We start from the raw sequence: 17128 nt of genomic DNA on the forward strand, positions 1-17128 counted from the left end.
AAAGCCCCTTTTTTATCGCCTGCGTTGGCGTTGCTCGTCAACGGGCCTGCATCATCGGCAGGCCAGAATTGCCATCAATAATCAATACCAATCTGCGCTTTGATACCTGCTTCGAAAGCATGTTTTACCGGGCGTAGTTCACTGACCGTGTCCGCCAGTTCCAGAATATCCCGGTGGCAGCCGCGTCCCGTAACGATCACCGTTTGCATCGGCGGACGGTTGCGCAGCGCGTTCAGCACTGTTTCCAGCGGCAAATAATCATACGCCACCATATAGGTCAGCTCATCGAGCAGCACCATGTCCAGAGAAGGGTCTGCCAGCATCCTCTCCGCGTGTTGCCACACCGCCAGACAAGCCGCGGTGTCGCTTTCACGGTTTTGCGTGTCCCAGGTAAAACCAGTCGCCATGACCTGAAATTCCACGCCCAATGGCTCCAGCAGGTTACGCTCGCCATTAGGCCAGGTTCCTTTAATAAACTGGATCACGCCAACCTTTTTCCCATGGCCGACAGCGCGCGTGGCGGTGCCGAATGCCGCGGTGGTTTTGCCTTTGCCGTTGCCGGTGAAGACAATAATAATCCCACGTTCGTCCTGCGCGGCGGCCACGCGGGCATCAACGCGTTCTTTTACGCGCTGTTGGCGTTGCTGATAACGTTCTTCACTCATTGTGCAATCCCTGGTTTACGGCCGGGTTGTGCATCAAAGCTCATCCCGGTTTTGCGTCGGCTGTCATCGCCCATCAGCCACAAATAGAGCGGCATAATATCGGCGGGGGTTTTCAGTTTTTGCGGATCTTCTGTCGGGAAGGCGCTGGCACGCATTTTGGTACGCGTGCCGCCCGGGTTGATACAGTTGACCCGCAGGCGGTTCTGGTACTCTTCGGCCAGCACCTGCATCATTCCCTCGGTGGCGAATTTTGACGCTGCGTAAGCGCCCCAGTTGGCGCGCCCCTGACGTCCCACGCTGGAAGAGGTAAACACCAGCGAACCGCTGTCTGATTTAAGTAATAAAGGAAGAAGCGCCTGCGTAAGATAGAACGTTGCGCTGACGTTGACCTGCATAACGGCATCCCAGGTTGCGGGATCCTGTTCGCTCATCGGGCAGACATCGCCCAGTAAACCGGCGTTGTGCAGCACGCCATCAAGGCGTGGTGTGGTGGCAGCGATCGTTGCCGCCAGTTGCTGGCACTCTTCCGGCGTGCAGGTTGCCATATCCAGAGTAAACCATTGTGCCTGCTGACCTTCGTCATTTATTGCCTGCGTGACCTGGCGTAATTTCGCTTCCTGGCGTCCGAGCAAAATCAGGCTCGCGCCGTGGCGAGCGTAGGTCAGGGCGGCCTCTTTACCGATGCCGTCACTGGCACCGGTAACAAGAATTATGCGGTCGTTTAGCAGATCGCGTTGCGGCTGATAATGCATACTGCCTCCTCAGGCCGGGCCGGTATTCACCTTCATATGTTGGCTTTATGCCTTAAATGACAGGCTATTTCAATCGGCCTCGCGGAGAGTTGCGCAACCTTTAAGCCAAAGAGTGTTAAAAAATTCAGCAACATGGCACATTTGGTGCACGGCTTGCGCGAGACGCGCCCGGATGGCTCATGTACACTGGAGCCATGATTATTGGTGTAACCGAGGTGGTACGCGTGGAATTACTGTCTGAATATGGTCTGTTTTTGGCCAAGATCGCGACCGTGGTAGTGGCGATTGCGGTGATAGCGGTACTGATTGTCAATCTGACGCAGCGCAAGCGTCAGCGGGGCGAGCTGAAAATTACCCGTTTGAGCGAGCAGTATAAAGAGATGCAGGAAGAGATGTCCGCTTCGTTGCTGGACGATCATCAGCAGAAACAGTGGCATAAAGCGCAGAAGAAAAAGCTCAAGCAGGAGGCAAAGGAAGCCAAGGCGAAAGCAAAAGCAGGGAAAAGCGTTGACTCAGGAAAATCACGCGTTTATGTGCTGGATTTCAAAGGCAGTATGGACGCCGGAGAAGTCAGCGGGTTGCGCGAGGAAATTACCGCCGTGCTGACCGTGGCAAAACCGCAGGATCAGGTTGTTCTGCGGCTTGAAAGCCCCGGCGGAGTGGTGCACGGCTACGGTCTCGCGGCTTCTCAATTACAGCGCCTGCGTGACAGACATATCCCACTGACGATCGCCGTTGATAAAGTGGCAGCCAGCGGTGGCTATATGATGGCTTGCGTGGCGGATAAAATTGTTGCCGCGCCCTTCGCCATTATTGGCTCTATCGGCGTGGTGGCGCAGATCCCTAACTTCAACCGTTTCCTGAAAGGCAAAGAGATCGATATTGAGTTGCACACTGCCGGACAGTTTAAACGTACGCTAACGCTACTGGGTGAAAACACCGAAGAAGGGCGACAGAAATTCCGCGAAAGCCTGAATGAAACCCATGACTTATTTAAAGATTTTGTTCATCAGATGCGCCCGGCGCTGGATATTGAAAGCGTGGCGACCGGTGAACACTGGTACGGCTCCCAAGCGCTGGAGAAGGGTCTGATTGATCAGATTGGCACCAGCGACGAATTGCTACTCAGCCTGTATGAGAATCATGAAGTTATCGGCGTCCGCTACCAGCAACGGAAGAAAATGATGGAGCGGTTTACCGGCAGTGCGACAGAGAGTATTGACCATCTGCTGATGCGCTGGTGGCAGCGCGGGCAAAAACCCCTGATGTAAACAAAACGCGAGGCCAGAAGCCTCGCGTTTTTACTTAGTCGATAAGATGATACTTTTCAGAAAGTTCATGTGCTAAGTATTTGAACATATTGAATACTGCCGTGCTTTTCGGCGTCGGCAGACCTTGCTCATCCAGGTAGTACTCACCGCTGAACACCAGCACGCCATTGCGCTGGGTAACATCGGTGGCGGCAATACCTGCCAGCGTATCTTCATGCTCACGGATCAGTTTGTTAGCCAGCTCCAGCAATGTCTGGCGATCGATGGGTTGAGATGTACCGGTCATTTTTCTACTCCTCAAAATTTTCTGAAGTTTACCGCTGGCCCGGACAGGGAGCAAATTTTCCCTGTTTTTGCAAAGGGTTTGAGCTGTTGTTGTGCTGGCGCGTTTCGTTTTTGCGTGCTAATAAAGTTGCGTAACAAATTTTATCAGGTACAGTGTGACGCTTTCGTCAACCTGGCAACAGAATTGCTTGACATTCGACCATAACACCGTCGTACTACATCACCCTGACGCGAAAAAGCTTGTAAACTCAGCCACCTGAATGCTCCGTTTGACGCGCCTGGCCAGATATGGGGGTTGATATCCCCGGTTGTCGCCGCAATAGTGAAGGTTCGTCGCTGGTGGTGTTAAGCAATGTCGACGTATTCCTGGAAGAATTAAATTAGGTAAAGGTGAATATGGGTAAAGCTCTCGTTATCGTTGAGTCCCCGGCAAAAGCCAAAACGATCAATAAATATCTGGGTAATGACTATGTGGTTAAATCCAGTGTTGGTCATATCCGTGATTTGCCGACCAGTGGCTCAGCACCCAAAAAGAGCGCAGACTCAGCCTCCACCAAAACGGCTAAGAAGCCTAAAAAGGATGAACGCGGCGCTCTTGTCAATCGCATGGGGATCGACCCATGGCACAACTGGGATGCACATTATGAAGTGCTGCCAGGCAAAGAGAAGGTGGTTTCTGAACTGAAATCGCTGGCTGAAAAAGCCGACCACATCTATCTCGCAACCGACCTTGACCGCGAAGGGGAAGCCATTGCATGGCACCTGCGGGAAGTGATCGGCGGTGATGAAAAACGCTACAGCCGCGTAGTGTTTAACGAAATCACCAAGAATGCCATTCGCCAGGCCTTTGAAACGCCGGGTGAACTGAATATTGACCGTGTGAATGCCCAGCAGGCGCGCCGCTTTATGGATCGCGTTGTGGGCTACATGGTTTCTCCGCTGCTGTGGAAGAAAATTGCCCGTGGCCTTTCTGCTGGTCGCGTGCAGTCTGTTGCTGTCCGTCTGGTGGTTGAACGCGAACGCGAAATCAAAGCCTTTGTACCGGAAGAGTTCTGGGAAATTGATGCCGCTACCGCGACGCCCGGCGGCGACGCATTGCCGCTGCAGGTGACGCATCAAGGCGACAAAGCGTTCCGTCCGGTCAACCGCGAACAGACAATGGCCGCCGTTAGCCTGCTGGAGAAAGCGCGTTACACCGTACTGGAGCGGGAAGATAAACCGACCAGCAGCAAGCCGGGCGCGCCGTTTATTACCTCCACGTTGCAGCAGGCCGCCAGTACGCGTCTCGGCTTTGGCGTGAAGAAAACCATGATGATGGCGCAGCGTCTGTACGAAGCCGGTTACATCACCTACATGCGTACTGACTCAACCAACCTGAGCCAGGACGCGGTCAGCATGGTTCGCGGCTATATTACTGACAATTTCGGGAAGAAATACCTGCCGGAATCTGCCAACCAGTACGCCAGTAAAGAGAATTCCCAGGAAGCGCACGAAGCGATTCGTCCTTCCGATGTTGCGGTGCAGGCTGAGTCGCTGAAGGATATGGAAACCGATGCGCAGAAGCTGTATCAGCTTATCTGGCGTCAGTTTGTCGCCTGTCAGATGACGCCAGCGCAGTACGATTCCACGACGCTGACCGTTGGCGCGGGTGATTTCCGCCTTAAAGCGCGCGGGCGTATTTTGCGTTTCGATGGCTGGACAAAAGTGATGCCGGCACTGCGCAAGGGCGATGAAGATCGCACTCTGCCGTCGGTGAATAAAGGTGATGTGCTGTCGCTCGTCGAACTGACTCCGGCGCAACACTTTACCAAGCCGCCAGCGCGTTTCAGCGAAGCTTCGCTGGTTAAAGAGCTTGAAAAACGCGGCATTGGCCGTCCGTCCACTTATGCGTCGATCATTTCGACCATTCAGGACAGGGGCTATGTGCGCGTGGAAAACCGTCGCTTCTACGCGGAAAAAATGGGTGAAATCGTTACCGATCGCCTGGAAGAGAACTTCCGCGAGCTGATGAACTACGACTTTACCGCGCAGATGGAAGACAGCCTTGACCGTGTCGCAAACCATGAAGCCGAGTGGCGGAAGGTGCTGGACAGCTTCTTTGGCGATTTTTCTCGCCAGCTTGAGCAAGCTGAACAGGATCCGGAAGCTGGCGGGATGCGACCGAACCAGATGGTGCTGACCAGCATCGACTGCCCGACCTGCGGCCGTAAAATGGGGATTCGTACTGCCAGTACCGGCGTATTCCTCGGTTGTTCCGGCTATGCGCTGCCGCCAAAAGAGCGCTGTAAAACCACCATTAACCTGGTGCCGGAAAACGAAGTGCTCAATGTGCTGGAAGGCGATGACGCGGAAACCAACGCGCTGCGTGCCAAACGTCGTTGCCAGAAGTGTGGCACGGCGATGGACAGCTACCTCATTGATCCGAAGCGCAAATTGCATGTTTGCGGTAATAACCCGACCTGTGATGGCTACGAAATCGAAGAGGGCGAGTTCCGCATCAAGGGGTATGACGGTCCGATCGTTGAATGTGAGAAGTGCGGTTCTGAAATGCACCTGAAAATGGGGCGTTTTGGTAAGTACATGGCATGTACCAACGACGAATGCAAAAACACGCGTAAAATTCTGCGTAACGGCGACGTAGCACCGCCGAAGGAAGATCCGGTGCCATTGCCGGAGCTGCCTTGCGAGAAATCCGACGCTTATTTCGTGTTGCGTGATGGTGCTGCCGGGGTGTTCCTCGCCGCCAATACCTTCCCGAAATCGCGTGAAACGCGTGCACCGCTGGTGGAGGAACTGTACCGTTTCCGTGATCGTCTGCCGGAAAAACTGCGTTACCTGGCCGATGCACCACAGCAGGATCCGGAAGGTAATAAAACGATTGTCCGCTTTAGCCGTAAAACCAAACAGCAGTACGTGGCATCGGAAAAAGAGGGCAAAGCAACCGGATGGTCGGCTTTCTACATTGATAACAAATGGACTGAAGCTAAAAAATAAGCGACTTCAGTTACCTATCCCCAAAGGGCCGCTCTGTCGGCCCTTTTTTATGCCTGCATTATTATTCTTTGTTAGCTGCTATACACAGAAGCTATAAATGATATAGTTGTTATAGTAACCCGCTTTTTTATTATGAAATCGTCTTAAGCGATAACCCATTTGCGTACTTCGGATGGTCTGTCATGAAACTACAGCAGCTTCGTTATATCGTCGAGGTGGTGAATCACAACCTCAATGTCTCCTCGACGGCGGAAGGGCTTTATACTTCCCAGCCAGGTATCAGTAAGCAAGTCCGCATGCTTGAAGATGAGTTGGGGATCCAAATTTTTGCCCGCAGCGGCAAGCATCTTACTCAGGTAACGCCCGCCGGGCAGGAAATTATCCGCATTGCGCGTGAAGTCCTGTCAAAAGTGGACGCGATTAAATCGGTGGCGGGGGAACATACCTGGCCCGATAAAGGCTCGCTGTATGTCGCCACCACGCACACCCAGGCGCGCTATGCGCTGCCTAACGTGATCAAAGGCTTTATTGAGCGCTATCCGCGTGTTTCCCTGCATATGCATCAGGGCTCGCCCACGCAGATTGCCGAAGCGGTTTCGAAGGGTAATGCGGACTTCGCCATTGCCACCGAGGCGTTACATCTGTATGACGATCTGGTGATGCTGCCGTGCTATCACTGGAATCGTTCCATCGTGGTCACGCCGGACCATCCGCTCGCCTCAAAGCAATCGGTCACGATTGACGAGCTGGCGCAGTATCCGCTGGTAACGTACACCTTTGGTTTTACGGGCCGTTCTGAGCTGGATACTGCGTTTAATCGCGCAGGGTTAACGCCGCGTATTGTCTTTACCGCCACCGATGCAGACGTAATTAAAACTTATGTAAGACTTGGCCTGGGAGTTGGTGTTATCGCCAGTATGGCGGTCGATCCAGTCTCCGATCCAGACCTGGTTAAGCTGGATGCGCATGAGATTTTCAGCCACAGCACAACCAAAATTGGCTTCCGTCGCAGCACCTTCTTACGCAGCTATATGTATGATTTTATTCAGCGCTTTGCACCGCATTTAACCCGCGATGTGGTCGACACTGCCGTGGCATTGCGTTCTAATGAAGATATAGAAGCGATGTTTAAAGATATTAAGTTGCCGCAAAAATAATGTCAGAGGGTATCTTTTCGACTGAAAAGATACCCTTAACTCTGACTAAAGCTAAATCACTATTATCATCATCTGACTTATCGAAAATCCGCCTCAGTGATTGAAATCACATCCTCAAAGCAGACACTGTCACTAATTAGCGACAAAAATAGAAACTAAATTGCTGGTCTGCAAATTTATTACTTCAATAATTTATTTGTGGTCAAAAGATTAAATATTTCTTTGGAAATGGTGAGTAAATTCACTGGATTTTCGGCTAAAGTTCTTTTAGGATTTGTCTCATCTCATGATTAATTGTACCTATTGTTGGTGCCTAAAATGATAAGTGATGTCGATTGTACGAGGTTAGCAATGCCATCAGGAAGTGAAGAGCCAAAAAGGGATCCTGAGCTCAAGCGTAAAGCCTGGCTGGCGGTATTTCTTGGTTCTGCCTTATTTTGGGCGGTTATCGCGTTATTGATCTGGAAATTCTGGGGTTAAAATGGCTATAGCGGGTCGATTAGAACCAGTTAAGCAAGTATGTCAGCTTCGTGACACACCACAGAAAGCGAAAACCAAAACTGTGACCTCTATTCCAGCATGCTGGAAACTGACGCCACAGCAGCAAGCTTTTATTGATGCCTTCGCGGAAGACGACACCAAAAAACAATAAATATATCATCAGAATAATTGTGGGAAATTATCTGCGCTATTCATTGATATGTTCTTATGTACTCTTTAATTAATACACAGCATAAATGAATTGAGTAAAGACTCAGTTTTAATGAATAGTTTTTCTGGTAATTTATTGATGAATAATGATTGTCGAATGAAATACTGGTCGTGGATCACCGTGTTTTCTGTTTCCATCCTCTTTTGGACTCAGATTGTCTGGATGCTCTTCCGGTAATGAATTGAAAAGCCTCGCAACTGCGGGGCTTTTTTAATTTCCTCGCCTGCAAATTTGTCCATTTGTAGCAATTGGGGTTGTTATCAAATCGTTACGATATGTTTGTGTTATCTTTAATACAGACCCTGAAGATCCTCAGGGTATCGCAATCCCTGTAAGTAAGGAGGAGCACATGTCGTTGACCCTACGCGAAGCCAGTAAGGACACGTTGCAGGCAGAGAATAAAACTTACCACTACTACAGCTTGCCGCTGGCCGCCAGACAACTTGGGGATATTGCGCGTCTACCCAAGTCACTCAAAGTACTACTCGAAAACCTTCTGCGCTGGCAGGATGAGGAATCCGTTACTGAAGAGGATATCCGTGCGCTGGCGGGCTGGCTAAGTACCGCCCATGCCGACAGAGAAATTGCCTATCGCCCGGCCAGGGTACTGATGCAGGATTTCACAGGTGTTCCCGCAGTCGTTGATTTGGCTGCCATGCGCGAAGCGGTAAAACGTCTCGGTGGTGATACCGCCAAAGTAAACCCGCTGTCACCGGTTGATTTGGTTATCGACCACTCTGTCACCGTTGACCATTTTGGCGACGATGACGCATTCGAAGAGAACGTCCGGCTGGAGATGGAGCGTAACCATGAGCGTTACGTCTTTCTGCGCTGGGGCCAGCAAGCCTTCAGCCGCTTCAGCGTCGTACCGCCGGGCACCGGTATCTGTCATCAGGTCAACCTTGAATACCTCGGCAAAGCCGTATGGAGTGAACTCCAGGACAAAGAGTGGGTTGCTTATCCGGACACGCTGGTCGGTACCGATTCTCACACTACGATGATCAATGGCCTGGGCGTGCTGGGCTGGGGTGTTGGGGGTATTGAAGCGGAAGCCGCTATGCTCGGCCAGCCGGTATCAATGCTCATTCCTGACGTCGTCGGTTTTAAACTGACCGGCAAACTGCGTGAAGGCATTACCGCCACCGACCTGGTGTTGACGGTGACGCAGATGTTGCGTAAACACGGCGTGGTGGGAAAATTCGTCGAATTTTATGGTGACGGACTCGATTCGCTGCCGCTCGCCGATCGTGCCACTATCGCCAACATGGCGCCGGAGTATGGTGCTACCTGCGGTTTTTTCCCTATTGATGGCGTAACGCTTGAATATATGCGCCTGAGCGGGCGTAGCGAAGAGCAGGTTGCGCTGGTTGAAGCCTACGCGAAAGCGCAGGGCATGTGGCGTAACCCGGGTGATGAACCGGTATTTACCAGCACACTCGAACTGAATATGCATGATGTCGAGGCAAGCCTTGCTGGCCCAAAACGTCCACAGGATCGTGTAGCGCTTGGCGATGTGCCTAAAGTTTTTGCTGCCAGCTCTGAACTGGAACTGAATACGGCGCAGAAAGACCGCAAACCGGTCGACTACGTGCTCAATGGACATTCATATCAGTTGCCGGATGGCGCAGTGGTCATTGCGGCCATTACTTCCTGTACGAATACCTCAAACCCCAGCGTGCTGATGGCCGCCGGTTTACTGGCGAAGAAAGCCGTCACACTTGGGTTGAAACGTCAGCCGTGGGTAAAAGCTTCACTGGCGCCGGGTTCGAAAGTGGTTTCCGATTACCTGGCGCAGGCTCGCCTGACGCCTTATCTTGATGAGCTGGGTTTTAACCTGGTCGGTTATGGCTGTACGACCTGTATCGGTAACTCCGGCCCGTTGCCGGAACCGATTGAGCAGGCGATACGTGCGGGCGACCTGACTGTTGGTGCGGTGCTTTCGGGGAACCGTAACTTTGAAGGCCGCATTCATCCGCTGGTAAAAACCAACTGGCTGGCGTCTCCGCCGCTGGTGGTGGCCTACGCGCTGGCGGGGAACATGAATATCAACCTCGCAACCGATCCTCTGGGCCACGATCGGAAAGGTGATCCGGTCTACCTGAAAGATATCTGGCCCTCCAGCAACGAAATCGCGCGGGCCGTTGAGCAGGTCTCGACAGAGATGTTCCGCAAAGAGTATGCCGAAGTGTTTGAAGGTACGCCGGAATGGAAAGCCATCCAGGTTGAGCGTTCGGACACTTACGGCTGGCAGAACGATTCGACCTATATCCGGTTGTCCCCGTTCTTTGATGATATGGCGGCGCAACCGAAGCCGGTGGAGGATATTCACGGCGCGCGGATCCTTGCCATGCTGGGGGATTCTGTCACCACCGACCATATTTCGCCGGCAGGCAGTATCAAAGCGGACAGCCCGGCTGGACGTTATCTGCAAAGCCACGGCGTTGAGCGTCGCGATTTTAACTCGTACGGATCGCGGCGTGGCAACCATGAAGTCATGATGCGCGGCACATTTGCCAATATTCGTATTCGTAATGAAATGGTGCCCGGCGTGGAGGGGGGCATGACTCGCCATTTACCGGGCAGTGAAGTGATCTCTATCTATGATGCCGCGATGCGCTATCAGCAGGAGAAAACGCCGTTAGCGGTGATTGCCGGTAAGGAGTATGGTTCAGGCTCCAGCCGCGACTGGGCCGCCAAGGGGCCGCGTCTGTTGGGGATTCGCGTGGTGATCGCCGAATCGTTCGAGCGTATTCACCGTTCGAATCTGATTGGTATGGGGATCCTGCCGCTGGAATTCCCGCAAGGCGTCACGCGCAAAACGCTGGGACTTACTGGCGAGGAAAAACTGGACGTTGTGGATCTGGAGCATATCAAACCGGGCGGAACATTAGCGGTAACGCTAACCCGCGCTGATGGTAAGCAGGAAATGCTGGAGTGCCGCTGCCGCATTGATACAGCGACAGAGCTGACTTACTACCGCAATGACGGCATTTTGCACTATGTGATACGCAACATGCTGAACTAAACAAAAAGGCCTGCAGATGCGGGCCTTTTTACTTTCATCGGGCAGCTTATTTCAGCAGATGCCCCATTTTTTCGGCTTTGGTATCCAGATAATGTTCGTTTTTCGGGTTGCGGCCGACAATCAGCGGTACGCGTTCCACGATGTTGATCCCGGCTTCGGTCAGGATTTCCACTTTCTTTGGGTTATTGGTCAGCAGGCGGACTTCATCGACGCCCAGCAGTTTGAACATATCGGCGCACAGGGTGAAATCGCGTTCATCGGCGGCGAAACCCAGTTGATGGTTGGCCTCAACGGTGTCGTAGCCCTGATCCTGCAACGCATAAGCGCGAATTTTATTCAGTAGACCAATGTTACGGCCTTCCTGGCGATGATAAAGCAACACTCCACGGCCTTCCTCGGCGATATGATTCAGGGCCGCTTCAAGCTGAAAACCGCAGTCACAACGCAAACTGAAAAGTGCGTCACCGGTCAGACACTCCGAGTGCACGCGCGCCAGGACAGGCAACTGCCCGGAAATATCGCCGAAAACAAGAGCAACGTGATCTTGCCCGGTAGCCAGTTCTTCAAAACCCACCATCAGGAAGTCGCCCCATGGGGTTGGCAGCTTGGCTTCTGCCACACGTTTAAGTTGCATGTGAATCTCCGAATTATATTGGCGCACTGCGCGCCTTTAGCCTGTTGGCCTTCTGTATAGGTGTATTTTGCCACAATGCACTGAATAACACCTACAAGTGACCATTCCATTGCTGGTTAAACGCACAAATACGGCGCTTTTAGCGTGAATGTTATATTTCGGTTATGATTGAGTCGCTTATCAGAAAGGAGAGGACATGCTGTCAATTGTAAAGCGTACAACTGTGGGAGCGGCGATTTTATTGGTGATGCCGCTGACCGTGTGGGTTTCCGGCTGGAGTTGGCAGCCCGGACAATCCCGATGGTGGCTCCATTTTCTCTTCTGGCTAACCGAAACGGTTACGCAACCGTGGGGGATTATTACGCACGTGGCGCTGTGCGGCTGGTTTCTCTGGTGCCTGCGTTTTCGCCTGAAAGCGGCGCTGATGCTGTTTGCTATTCTTGGATGCGCAATCCTGGTCGGGCAGGGGGTAAAATCCTTCGTCAAAGAGCGGGTGCAGGAGCCGCGTCCTTTCGTGTTATGGCTGGAAAAAACGCACAATATCCCGGCGGATGAGTTCTACACTTTAAAGCGTAAGGCACGGGGAGAACTGGTAAAATCGCAACTCTCCGGACAGCATGATATTCCTGGTTTTTTACGTAAACATTGGCAAAAAGGGACCGGTTTTGCCTTTCCTTCCGGGCACACTATGTTTGCTGCCAGCTGGGCGCTGCTGGGTGTGGGGTTATTGTGGCCGCGCAGACGGACATGGACCATTGTTTTCCTGCTAGTATGGGCAACCGGGGTAATGGGTAGCCGTTTATTGCTGGGTATGCACTGGCCGCGCGATTTGGTGGTCGCAACGCTGATCTCCTGGCTGCTGGTTACGCTGGCAACCTGGCTGGCGCAATGCCTGTGTGGGCCATTAACGCCGCCTGCGCAAGAGGTGCCAGAAATTGTCGCCAGAGATCGCGAGACTTGATTTTCGATATTTCGCCCGCAAATCGGAATTTGGCATTATGTAATTTCATTCCACGATGGGCGCTAAAATGATAGGTTATAAGGCTGCGTGCAGTCATTTGCATAGAAATTCGTCGCCTGAACCACATAACGGGATGTAATGTGAAATATTTACTCATTTTCTTACTGGTATTAGCGATTTTTGTCGTGTCGATTACGCTTGGTGCGCAAAACGATCAGCAAGTGACATTCAATTATTTACTCGCGCAGGGCGAATATCGCATTTCTACGCTGTTGGCTGTGCTGTTTGCAGCCGGGTTTATCATCGGCTGGCTGATTTGCGGCCTGTTCTGGCTACGCGTGCGTGTCTCTCTGGTTCGCGCGGAACGTAAGATCAAACGACTTGAGCACCAGCTTGCTCCCGCCTCAGATGTACCGGTTGTCTCCGGCACAGCGGCGGTGAAGGAATAATATTTTATGCTGGAGTTGCTGTTTCTGTTGTTACCTGTCGCCGCTGCCTACGGCTGGTATATGGGGCGCAGAAATGCTCAACAAACAAAGCAGGATGAAGCTAACCGGCTCTCACGTGAATATGTGGCTGGGGTTAACCTGTTACTCAGCAACCAGCAAGATAAGGCTGTAGATCTGTTCCTCGAGATGTTGAAAGAGGATACCGGCACCGTCGAAGCTCATCTCACCCTTGGTAACCTGTTCCGCTCGCGCGGCGAAGTGGATCGCGCTATTCGCATACACCAGACGCTGATGGAAAGCGCTTCGCTCACCTATGACCAGCGTCTGCTGGCCGTGCAGCAACTGGGTCGTGACTATATGGCGGCGGGTCTGTATGACCGGGCCGAAGATATGTTCAAGCAATTGGTCGATGAGACGGATTTCCGCGTCAACGCACTGCAGCAATTGCTGCAAATTTTTCAGGCCACCAGTGAATGGCAGAAAGCGATTGATGTGGCTGAGCGGCTGGTGAAACTCGGCAAAGAGAAGCAACTCGTCGAGATCGCCCATTTCTACTGTGAGCTGGCGCTGCAACAGATGGGCAATGAAGATATGGATCGTGCGATGGGGCTGCTGAAAAAAGGTGCCGCCGCCGATCGTAATAGCCCACGCGTCTCCATCATGATGGGGCGGGTGTTTATGACCAACGGGGAGTACAGTAAAGCGGTCGAAACATTGTTGCGGGTTATCGAGCAGGATAAGGAGCTGGTATGCGAAACGCTGGATATGCTCCAGACCTGCTATCAGCAACTGGGCAAAAATGACGAGTGGGCAGCTTTTCTACAACGTTGTGTTGAAGAGAACGTTGGCGCCACCGCGGAACTGATGCTGGCGGAAATCATTGAGCAGCGTGATGGGGCAGATGCTGCGCAGAGCTACGTGACCCGACAGGTACAGCGTCATCCGACCATGCGTGTGTTCCACAAACTTATTGATTATCATTTGAATGATGCAGAGGAAGGGCGTGCGAAAGAGAGCCTGATGGTACTGCGCGACATGGTGGGTGAGCAGGTGCGCAGTAAACCGCGCTACCGCTGCCATAAATGCGGTTTTACGGCATTTACCATTTACTGGCACTGTCCGTCGTGCCGGGCGTGGTCAACGGTTAAGCCTATTCGCGGCCTCGATGGGCAGTGATTTTTTAAAAGCCCTTATTTTAGTTACAACATACTGATAGATTTGAACACCCATTTGTCAGACCTGCGCAGTAACATCGCTTTGCAGGCGAAAAATGGAAACTGTTATTTCCAGGCTCCCGCAGGTAGAATGCACGCCGTTTATTCACTTCGCGCCTGTGCGGGTGCCTCATTTCAGAAGGTCTGATCATGACATCTACTCCTTTATCGACTTCCCGCGCTGTGACTGCTTCCCCGGTGGTAGTGGCACTTGATTACGATAACCGCGACAAAGCACTGGCGTTTGTCGACCGCATCGATCCCCGCGATTGCCGCCTGAAAGTGGGCAAAGAGATGTTTACGTTGTTCGGGCCGCAACTGGTGCGCGATCTGCAACAGCGTGGTTTTGATATTTTCCTCGACCTGAAATTTCATGATATCCCTAACACCACGGCGCATGCGGTGAAAGCAGCGGCAGAACTCGGTGTGTGGATGGTTAACGTTCACGCCTCGGGTGGGGCGCGGATGATGACGGCGGCGAAAGAGGCGCTATCGTCTTTTGGCTCCGATGCGCCGCTGCTGATCGCTGTGACCGTATTAACCAGCATGGAAGCCAGCGATTTACAGGATCTGGGCATCAACACCTCACCGGCAGAGCATGCTGAGCGTCTGGCGCGCCTGACGCAGCAGTGCGGCCTTGATGGCGTAGTCTGCTCTGCTCAGGAAGCCGTACGTTTCAAAAGCGAACTGGGTAAGGCGTTTAAACTGGTGACGCCGGGCATTCGTCCCAAGGGCAGTGCAGCGGGCGATCAACGCCGTATTATGACGCCGGAAGAGGCGCAGCTTGCAGGCGTAGACTATATGGTAATTGGACGCCCGGTTACGCAATCGGAAGATCCGGCCGCAACCCTGAAAGCCATCAACGCTTCGCTGGGTAAGGGGGCTTAATGAGCGACAACAACAGCCGTCTGGTTTATTCGACGGAAACCGGGCGTATTGACGAGCCCAAAGAGGCTGCCGTACGCCCGAAAGGCGATGGCATTGTACGTATTCAACGTCAGACCAGCGGACGCAAAGGCAAAGGCGTGTGCCTGATCACCGGTATCGATTCTGATGATGAAACACTAGCGAAACTGGCCGCTGAATTGAAGAAAAAATGTGGATGCGGCGGTGCGGTAAAAAACGGTGTAATTGAGATCCAGGGGGACAAGCGTGATTTATTAAAATCGCTGCTGGAAGCCAAAGGAATGAAAGTCAAACTTGCCGGTGGATAAAACAGAAAGGCCGCGATATAAATCGCGGCCTTATTTTTACACTGCGTAACTCAGACCTGAAAAGAAAGTATATTTATTTTCTTGTTGTCGCCGTTTCAATGACCAATTATTTACCAACCTGGTGGCCAATAATACCGCCGACAGCCGCGCCACCTAATGTACCCAGCGTGCTACCATCAGTCAGTACAGCACCACCCAGCGCGCCCGCACCTGCGCCGATGGCAGTATTACGAGAACGTTTATCCCAGTGACCGCAGGCGCTCAGAGACATTGCCAGGGTTACGGTGAGAAGTGCGGTGGCCATTTTTTTACTTGTTAACATCATCATACTTTCTCCTGAATTATCGATTCACGGAAAAATGTTCTCTTTAAGTATAGAAGCTGTAGCCCACCTTAAAGCACTTCCGTGAAACCTTGCTGCGCAGGTGTAATACAATCACGCGAGTGATAGTCACTTCCTGTTATATCGCTAATATTAATTTTACTCGCGGGCAGAAAGTCAGACAGGTAAAAACTCTTAATCAACGCGTCGGAATATTCCCAGATATAAGTAAGATAGCCCGCTTTCGCGGGCGGAGAATTAATCAGTAATACCGGGTTTAACAATATCAACGATCAGGCCTGCCTGGCGAAGTTGTTGATGTGCTTCGGAAGAGAGTTTTTCATCGGTAATCACCCGCTGGAAGCGTTCAGCCGGGCCTAGCGTATAAGGATGCATCACACCAAATTTGGAGCTATCGGTAAGCACAATCGCCTCGCTGCCTTTTTCCAGCACCGCATTAACGACATCAGTACGCATCATATCCCGACCGGTAAAACCCGTTTCCGGCTGCCAGCCATCGATACCGATAAACGCTTTACTGAAGTGCACCTGCTGGATGTACTGCCGCGTCAGCGGGCCGACCATGCTTTCACTCTTTTTCTGGTAGATGCCGCCAAGCAGGATCACATCGCACAGCGACTCCTTCAGCAGGTGCGCGATATAGCTGCTGACAGTAATAATGGTGATGTCGCTCTGTTCGCCTAACTTGCGGGCGAGCAGCGCATTACTGCTGCCGTTTTCAATAAATACAGTTTCGCCTGGGCTAACCAGAGAGGCGGCAAAATCCGCCAGCGCGCGCTTGACGGTGTAGTTACTCATCATGCGCGTTTCAACATCATCGCTATCCAGCGGCACGGCAAAACCGTGTGTGCGGCGCAGATAGCTCTGTTTCTCCAGCGTATTCAGATCCTGGCGAATCGTGACTTCAGAAACGCCGGTCATGCGAGCCAGATCGGCGACGCTCATCTGGCCTTTATCAATCACCGTTTGCAGAATAATTTGTTGTCGGGAATTCATAGTCGTGTCGTTTTAATCAGGTATTGAATTCGGACATCACCACTGCGGCTATCGCATCCTGCTGCCGCGTGATGGTGAAAATGAAAGATCAAATTTCCCAGGGCGTTTTAGGCGCGCCAGAAGAGGAGGCCTTGTCGTTGTTGTCGAGATCCAATAATTCCGCCTTCAGAATCTCCAGATTGCGAATTGCAGATTGTGTGTCTCCGGCAACCAGTATGTCCAGAACGGTATCGATCCGGCCCGCAAGGAGTTTAAGGTCAATGTCTGCCATACCTTCACCTTTATATCGAAAAATGAATAAATTAATGATGCAGAAAAGAGTGTAAAAAGAGAAGAAAAAAAACGAAATCTCAAATTCTTATAAGCACTCAGCATATATTCATTATGTCACAGGCAGCCCGGTTCTGGCGTGGATTAGTCTTGCAGTGCGCGCAATGCGCTTTTTTTACCGGAGGA

Annotated in this window: 19 protein-coding genes; 12 read left to right on the forward strand and 7 right to left on the reverse strand. The window is 52.1% G+C overall.

Going from position 1 to position 17128, the window contains the following annotated elements:
• Positions 1-74: 74 nt before the first annotated feature.
• Positions 75-665: a cob(I)yrinic acid a,c-diamide adenosyltransferase gene (gene cobO / locus Y71_RS12340; RefSeq protein WP_007371927.1), complete on the reverse strand. Its 591-nt coding sequence runs from the start codon at positions 663-665 to the stop codon at positions 75-77.
• Positions 662-1417 (reverse strand): YciK family oxidoreductase, encoded by a 756-nt coding sequence (locus Y71_RS12345; RefSeq protein ID WP_007371928.1) that lies wholly within the window; start codon positions 1415-1417, stop codon positions 662-664. Before Y71_RS12345 ends, cobO begins: the two co-directional genes overlap by 4 nt.
• A 224-nt stretch (positions 1418-1641) precedes the next feature.
• On the opposite strand from Y71_RS12345, the gene sohB reads away from it, so the two are divergent.
• Complete coding sequence (gene sohB, locus Y71_RS12350) at positions 1642-2688, forward strand: protease SohB (RefSeq protein WP_007371929.1); 1047 nt, start codon at positions 1642-1644, stop codon at positions 2686-2688.
• 34 nt (positions 2689-2722) lie between these two features.
• Here sohB and Y71_RS12355 read toward each other — a convergent pair whose 3' ends face one another.
• On the reverse strand, positions 2723-2974 hold the full coding sequence (locus Y71_RS12355; RefSeq protein ID WP_007371930.1) for a YciN family protein: 252 nt from the start codon (positions 2972-2974) through the stop codon (positions 2723-2725).
• Positions 2975-3369: 395 nt separating this feature from the next.
• Here Y71_RS12355 and topA point away from each other — a divergent pair, with 395 nt between their 5' ends.
• The 6 genes from topA (at position 3370) to acnA (ending at position 10861) form a co-directional block, all read left to right on the forward strand.
• Complete coding sequence (gene topA / locus Y71_RS12360) at positions 3370-5967, forward strand: type I DNA topoisomerase (RefSeq protein ID WP_007371932.1); 2598 nt, start codon at positions 3370-3372, stop codon at positions 5965-5967.
• A 182-nt stretch (positions 5968-6149) separates the two neighbouring features.
• Entirely contained in the window at positions 6150-7124 is a 975-nt protein-coding gene (cysB, locus tag Y71_RS12365) for an HTH-type transcriptional regulator CysB (RefSeq protein ID WP_007371933.1), read from the forward strand.
• Positions 7125-7442: 318 nt separating this feature from the next.
• Positions 7443-7604, forward strand: coding sequence for a YmiA family putative membrane protein (locus Y71_RS12370; RefSeq protein ID WP_072439810.1), 162 nt, complete (start codon positions 7443-7445; stop codon positions 7602-7604).
• A 1-nt stretch (position 7605) separates the two neighbouring features.
• The gene (locus tag Y71_RS30375; protein ID WP_007371935.1) at positions 7606-7776 is read left to right on the forward strand and encodes a YciX family protein; all 171 of its coding nucleotides are present in this window, start codon (positions 7606-7608) and stop codon (positions 7774-7776) included.
• A 138-nt stretch (positions 7777-7914) separates the two neighbouring features.
• Complete coding sequence (ymiC, locus tag Y71_RS30700; RefSeq protein WP_227136793.1) at positions 7915-8013, forward strand: small membrane protein YmiC; 99 nt, start codon at positions 7915-7917, stop codon at positions 8011-8013.
• A gap of 172 nt (positions 8014-8185) precedes the next feature.
• On the forward strand, positions 8186-10861 hold the full coding sequence (gene acnA / locus Y71_RS12375) for an aconitate hydratase AcnA (RefSeq protein WP_007371937.1): 2676 nt from the start codon (positions 8186-8188) through the stop codon (positions 10859-10861).
• Between the two features lie 46 nt (positions 10862-10907).
• Here acnA and ribA read toward each other — a convergent pair whose 3' ends face one another.
• Positions 10908-11495: a GTP cyclohydrolase II gene (gene ribA / locus Y71_RS12380; protein ID WP_007371938.1), complete on the reverse strand. Its 588-nt coding sequence runs from the start codon at positions 11493-11495 to the stop codon at positions 10908-10910.
• 196 nt (positions 11496-11691) lie between these two features.
• Between ribA and pgpB the strand changes: the two genes are divergently transcribed.
• The 5 genes from pgpB (at position 11692) to yciH (ending at position 15333) form a co-directional block, all read left to right on the forward strand.
• Positions 11692-12456: a phosphatidylglycerophosphatase B gene (pgpB, locus tag Y71_RS12385; RefSeq protein ID WP_007371939.1), complete on the forward strand. Its 765-nt coding sequence runs from the start codon at positions 11692-11694 to the stop codon at positions 12454-12456.
• A gap of 140 nt (positions 12457-12596) precedes the next feature.
• Positions 12597-12905: a LapA family protein gene (locus Y71_RS12390; RefSeq protein WP_007371940.1), complete on the forward strand. Its 309-nt coding sequence runs from the start codon at positions 12597-12599 to the stop codon at positions 12903-12905.
• Positions 12906-12911: 6 nt separating this feature from the next.
• Positions 12912-14081: a lipopolysaccharide assembly protein LapB gene (gene lapB / locus Y71_RS12395; protein ID WP_007371941.1), complete on the forward strand. Its 1170-nt coding sequence runs from the start codon at positions 12912-12914 to the stop codon at positions 14079-14081.
• A gap of 188 nt (positions 14082-14269) precedes the next feature.
• Complete coding sequence (pyrF, locus tag Y71_RS12400) at positions 14270-15007, forward strand: orotidine-5'-phosphate decarboxylase (RefSeq protein ID WP_007371942.1); 738 nt, start codon at positions 14270-14272, stop codon at positions 15005-15007.
• Positions 15007-15333, forward strand: coding sequence for a stress response translation initiation inhibitor YciH (yciH, locus tag Y71_RS12405; RefSeq protein WP_007371943.1), 327 nt, complete (start codon positions 15007-15009; stop codon positions 15331-15333). The genes pyrF and yciH overlap by 1 nt, the downstream gene beginning before the upstream one ends.
• Positions 15334-15439: 106 nt before the next feature.
• On the opposite strand, the gene osmB is transcribed toward yciH, so the two are convergent.
• The 3 genes from osmB to yciZ all read right to left on the reverse strand — a co-directional run bounded on the left by osmB (position 15440) and on the right by yciZ (position 16943).
• A complete protein-coding gene (gene osmB / locus Y71_RS12410) occupies positions 15440-15658 on the reverse strand; it encodes an osmotically-inducible lipoprotein OsmB (RefSeq protein WP_035885807.1) in 219 nt (72 codons plus the stop codon).
• Between the two features lie 255 nt (positions 15659-15913).
• A complete protein-coding gene (yciT, locus tag Y71_RS12415) occupies positions 15914-16672 on the reverse strand; it encodes a DNA-binding transcriptional regulator YciT (RefSeq protein WP_007371945.1) in 759 nt (252 codons plus the stop codon).
• A gap of 88 nt (positions 16673-16760) precedes the next feature.
• A complete protein-coding gene (gene yciZ / locus Y71_RS12420; RefSeq protein ID WP_007371946.1) occupies positions 16761-16943 on the reverse strand; it encodes a protein YciZ/DeoL in 183 nt (60 codons plus the stop codon).
• Positions 16944-17128: the final 185 nt, after the last annotated feature.

Source organism: Kosakonia radicincitans DSM 16656 (assembly GCF_000280495.2).
GTDB lineage: Bacteria > Pseudomonadota > Gammaproteobacteria > Enterobacterales > Enterobacteriaceae > Kosakonia > Kosakonia radicincitans.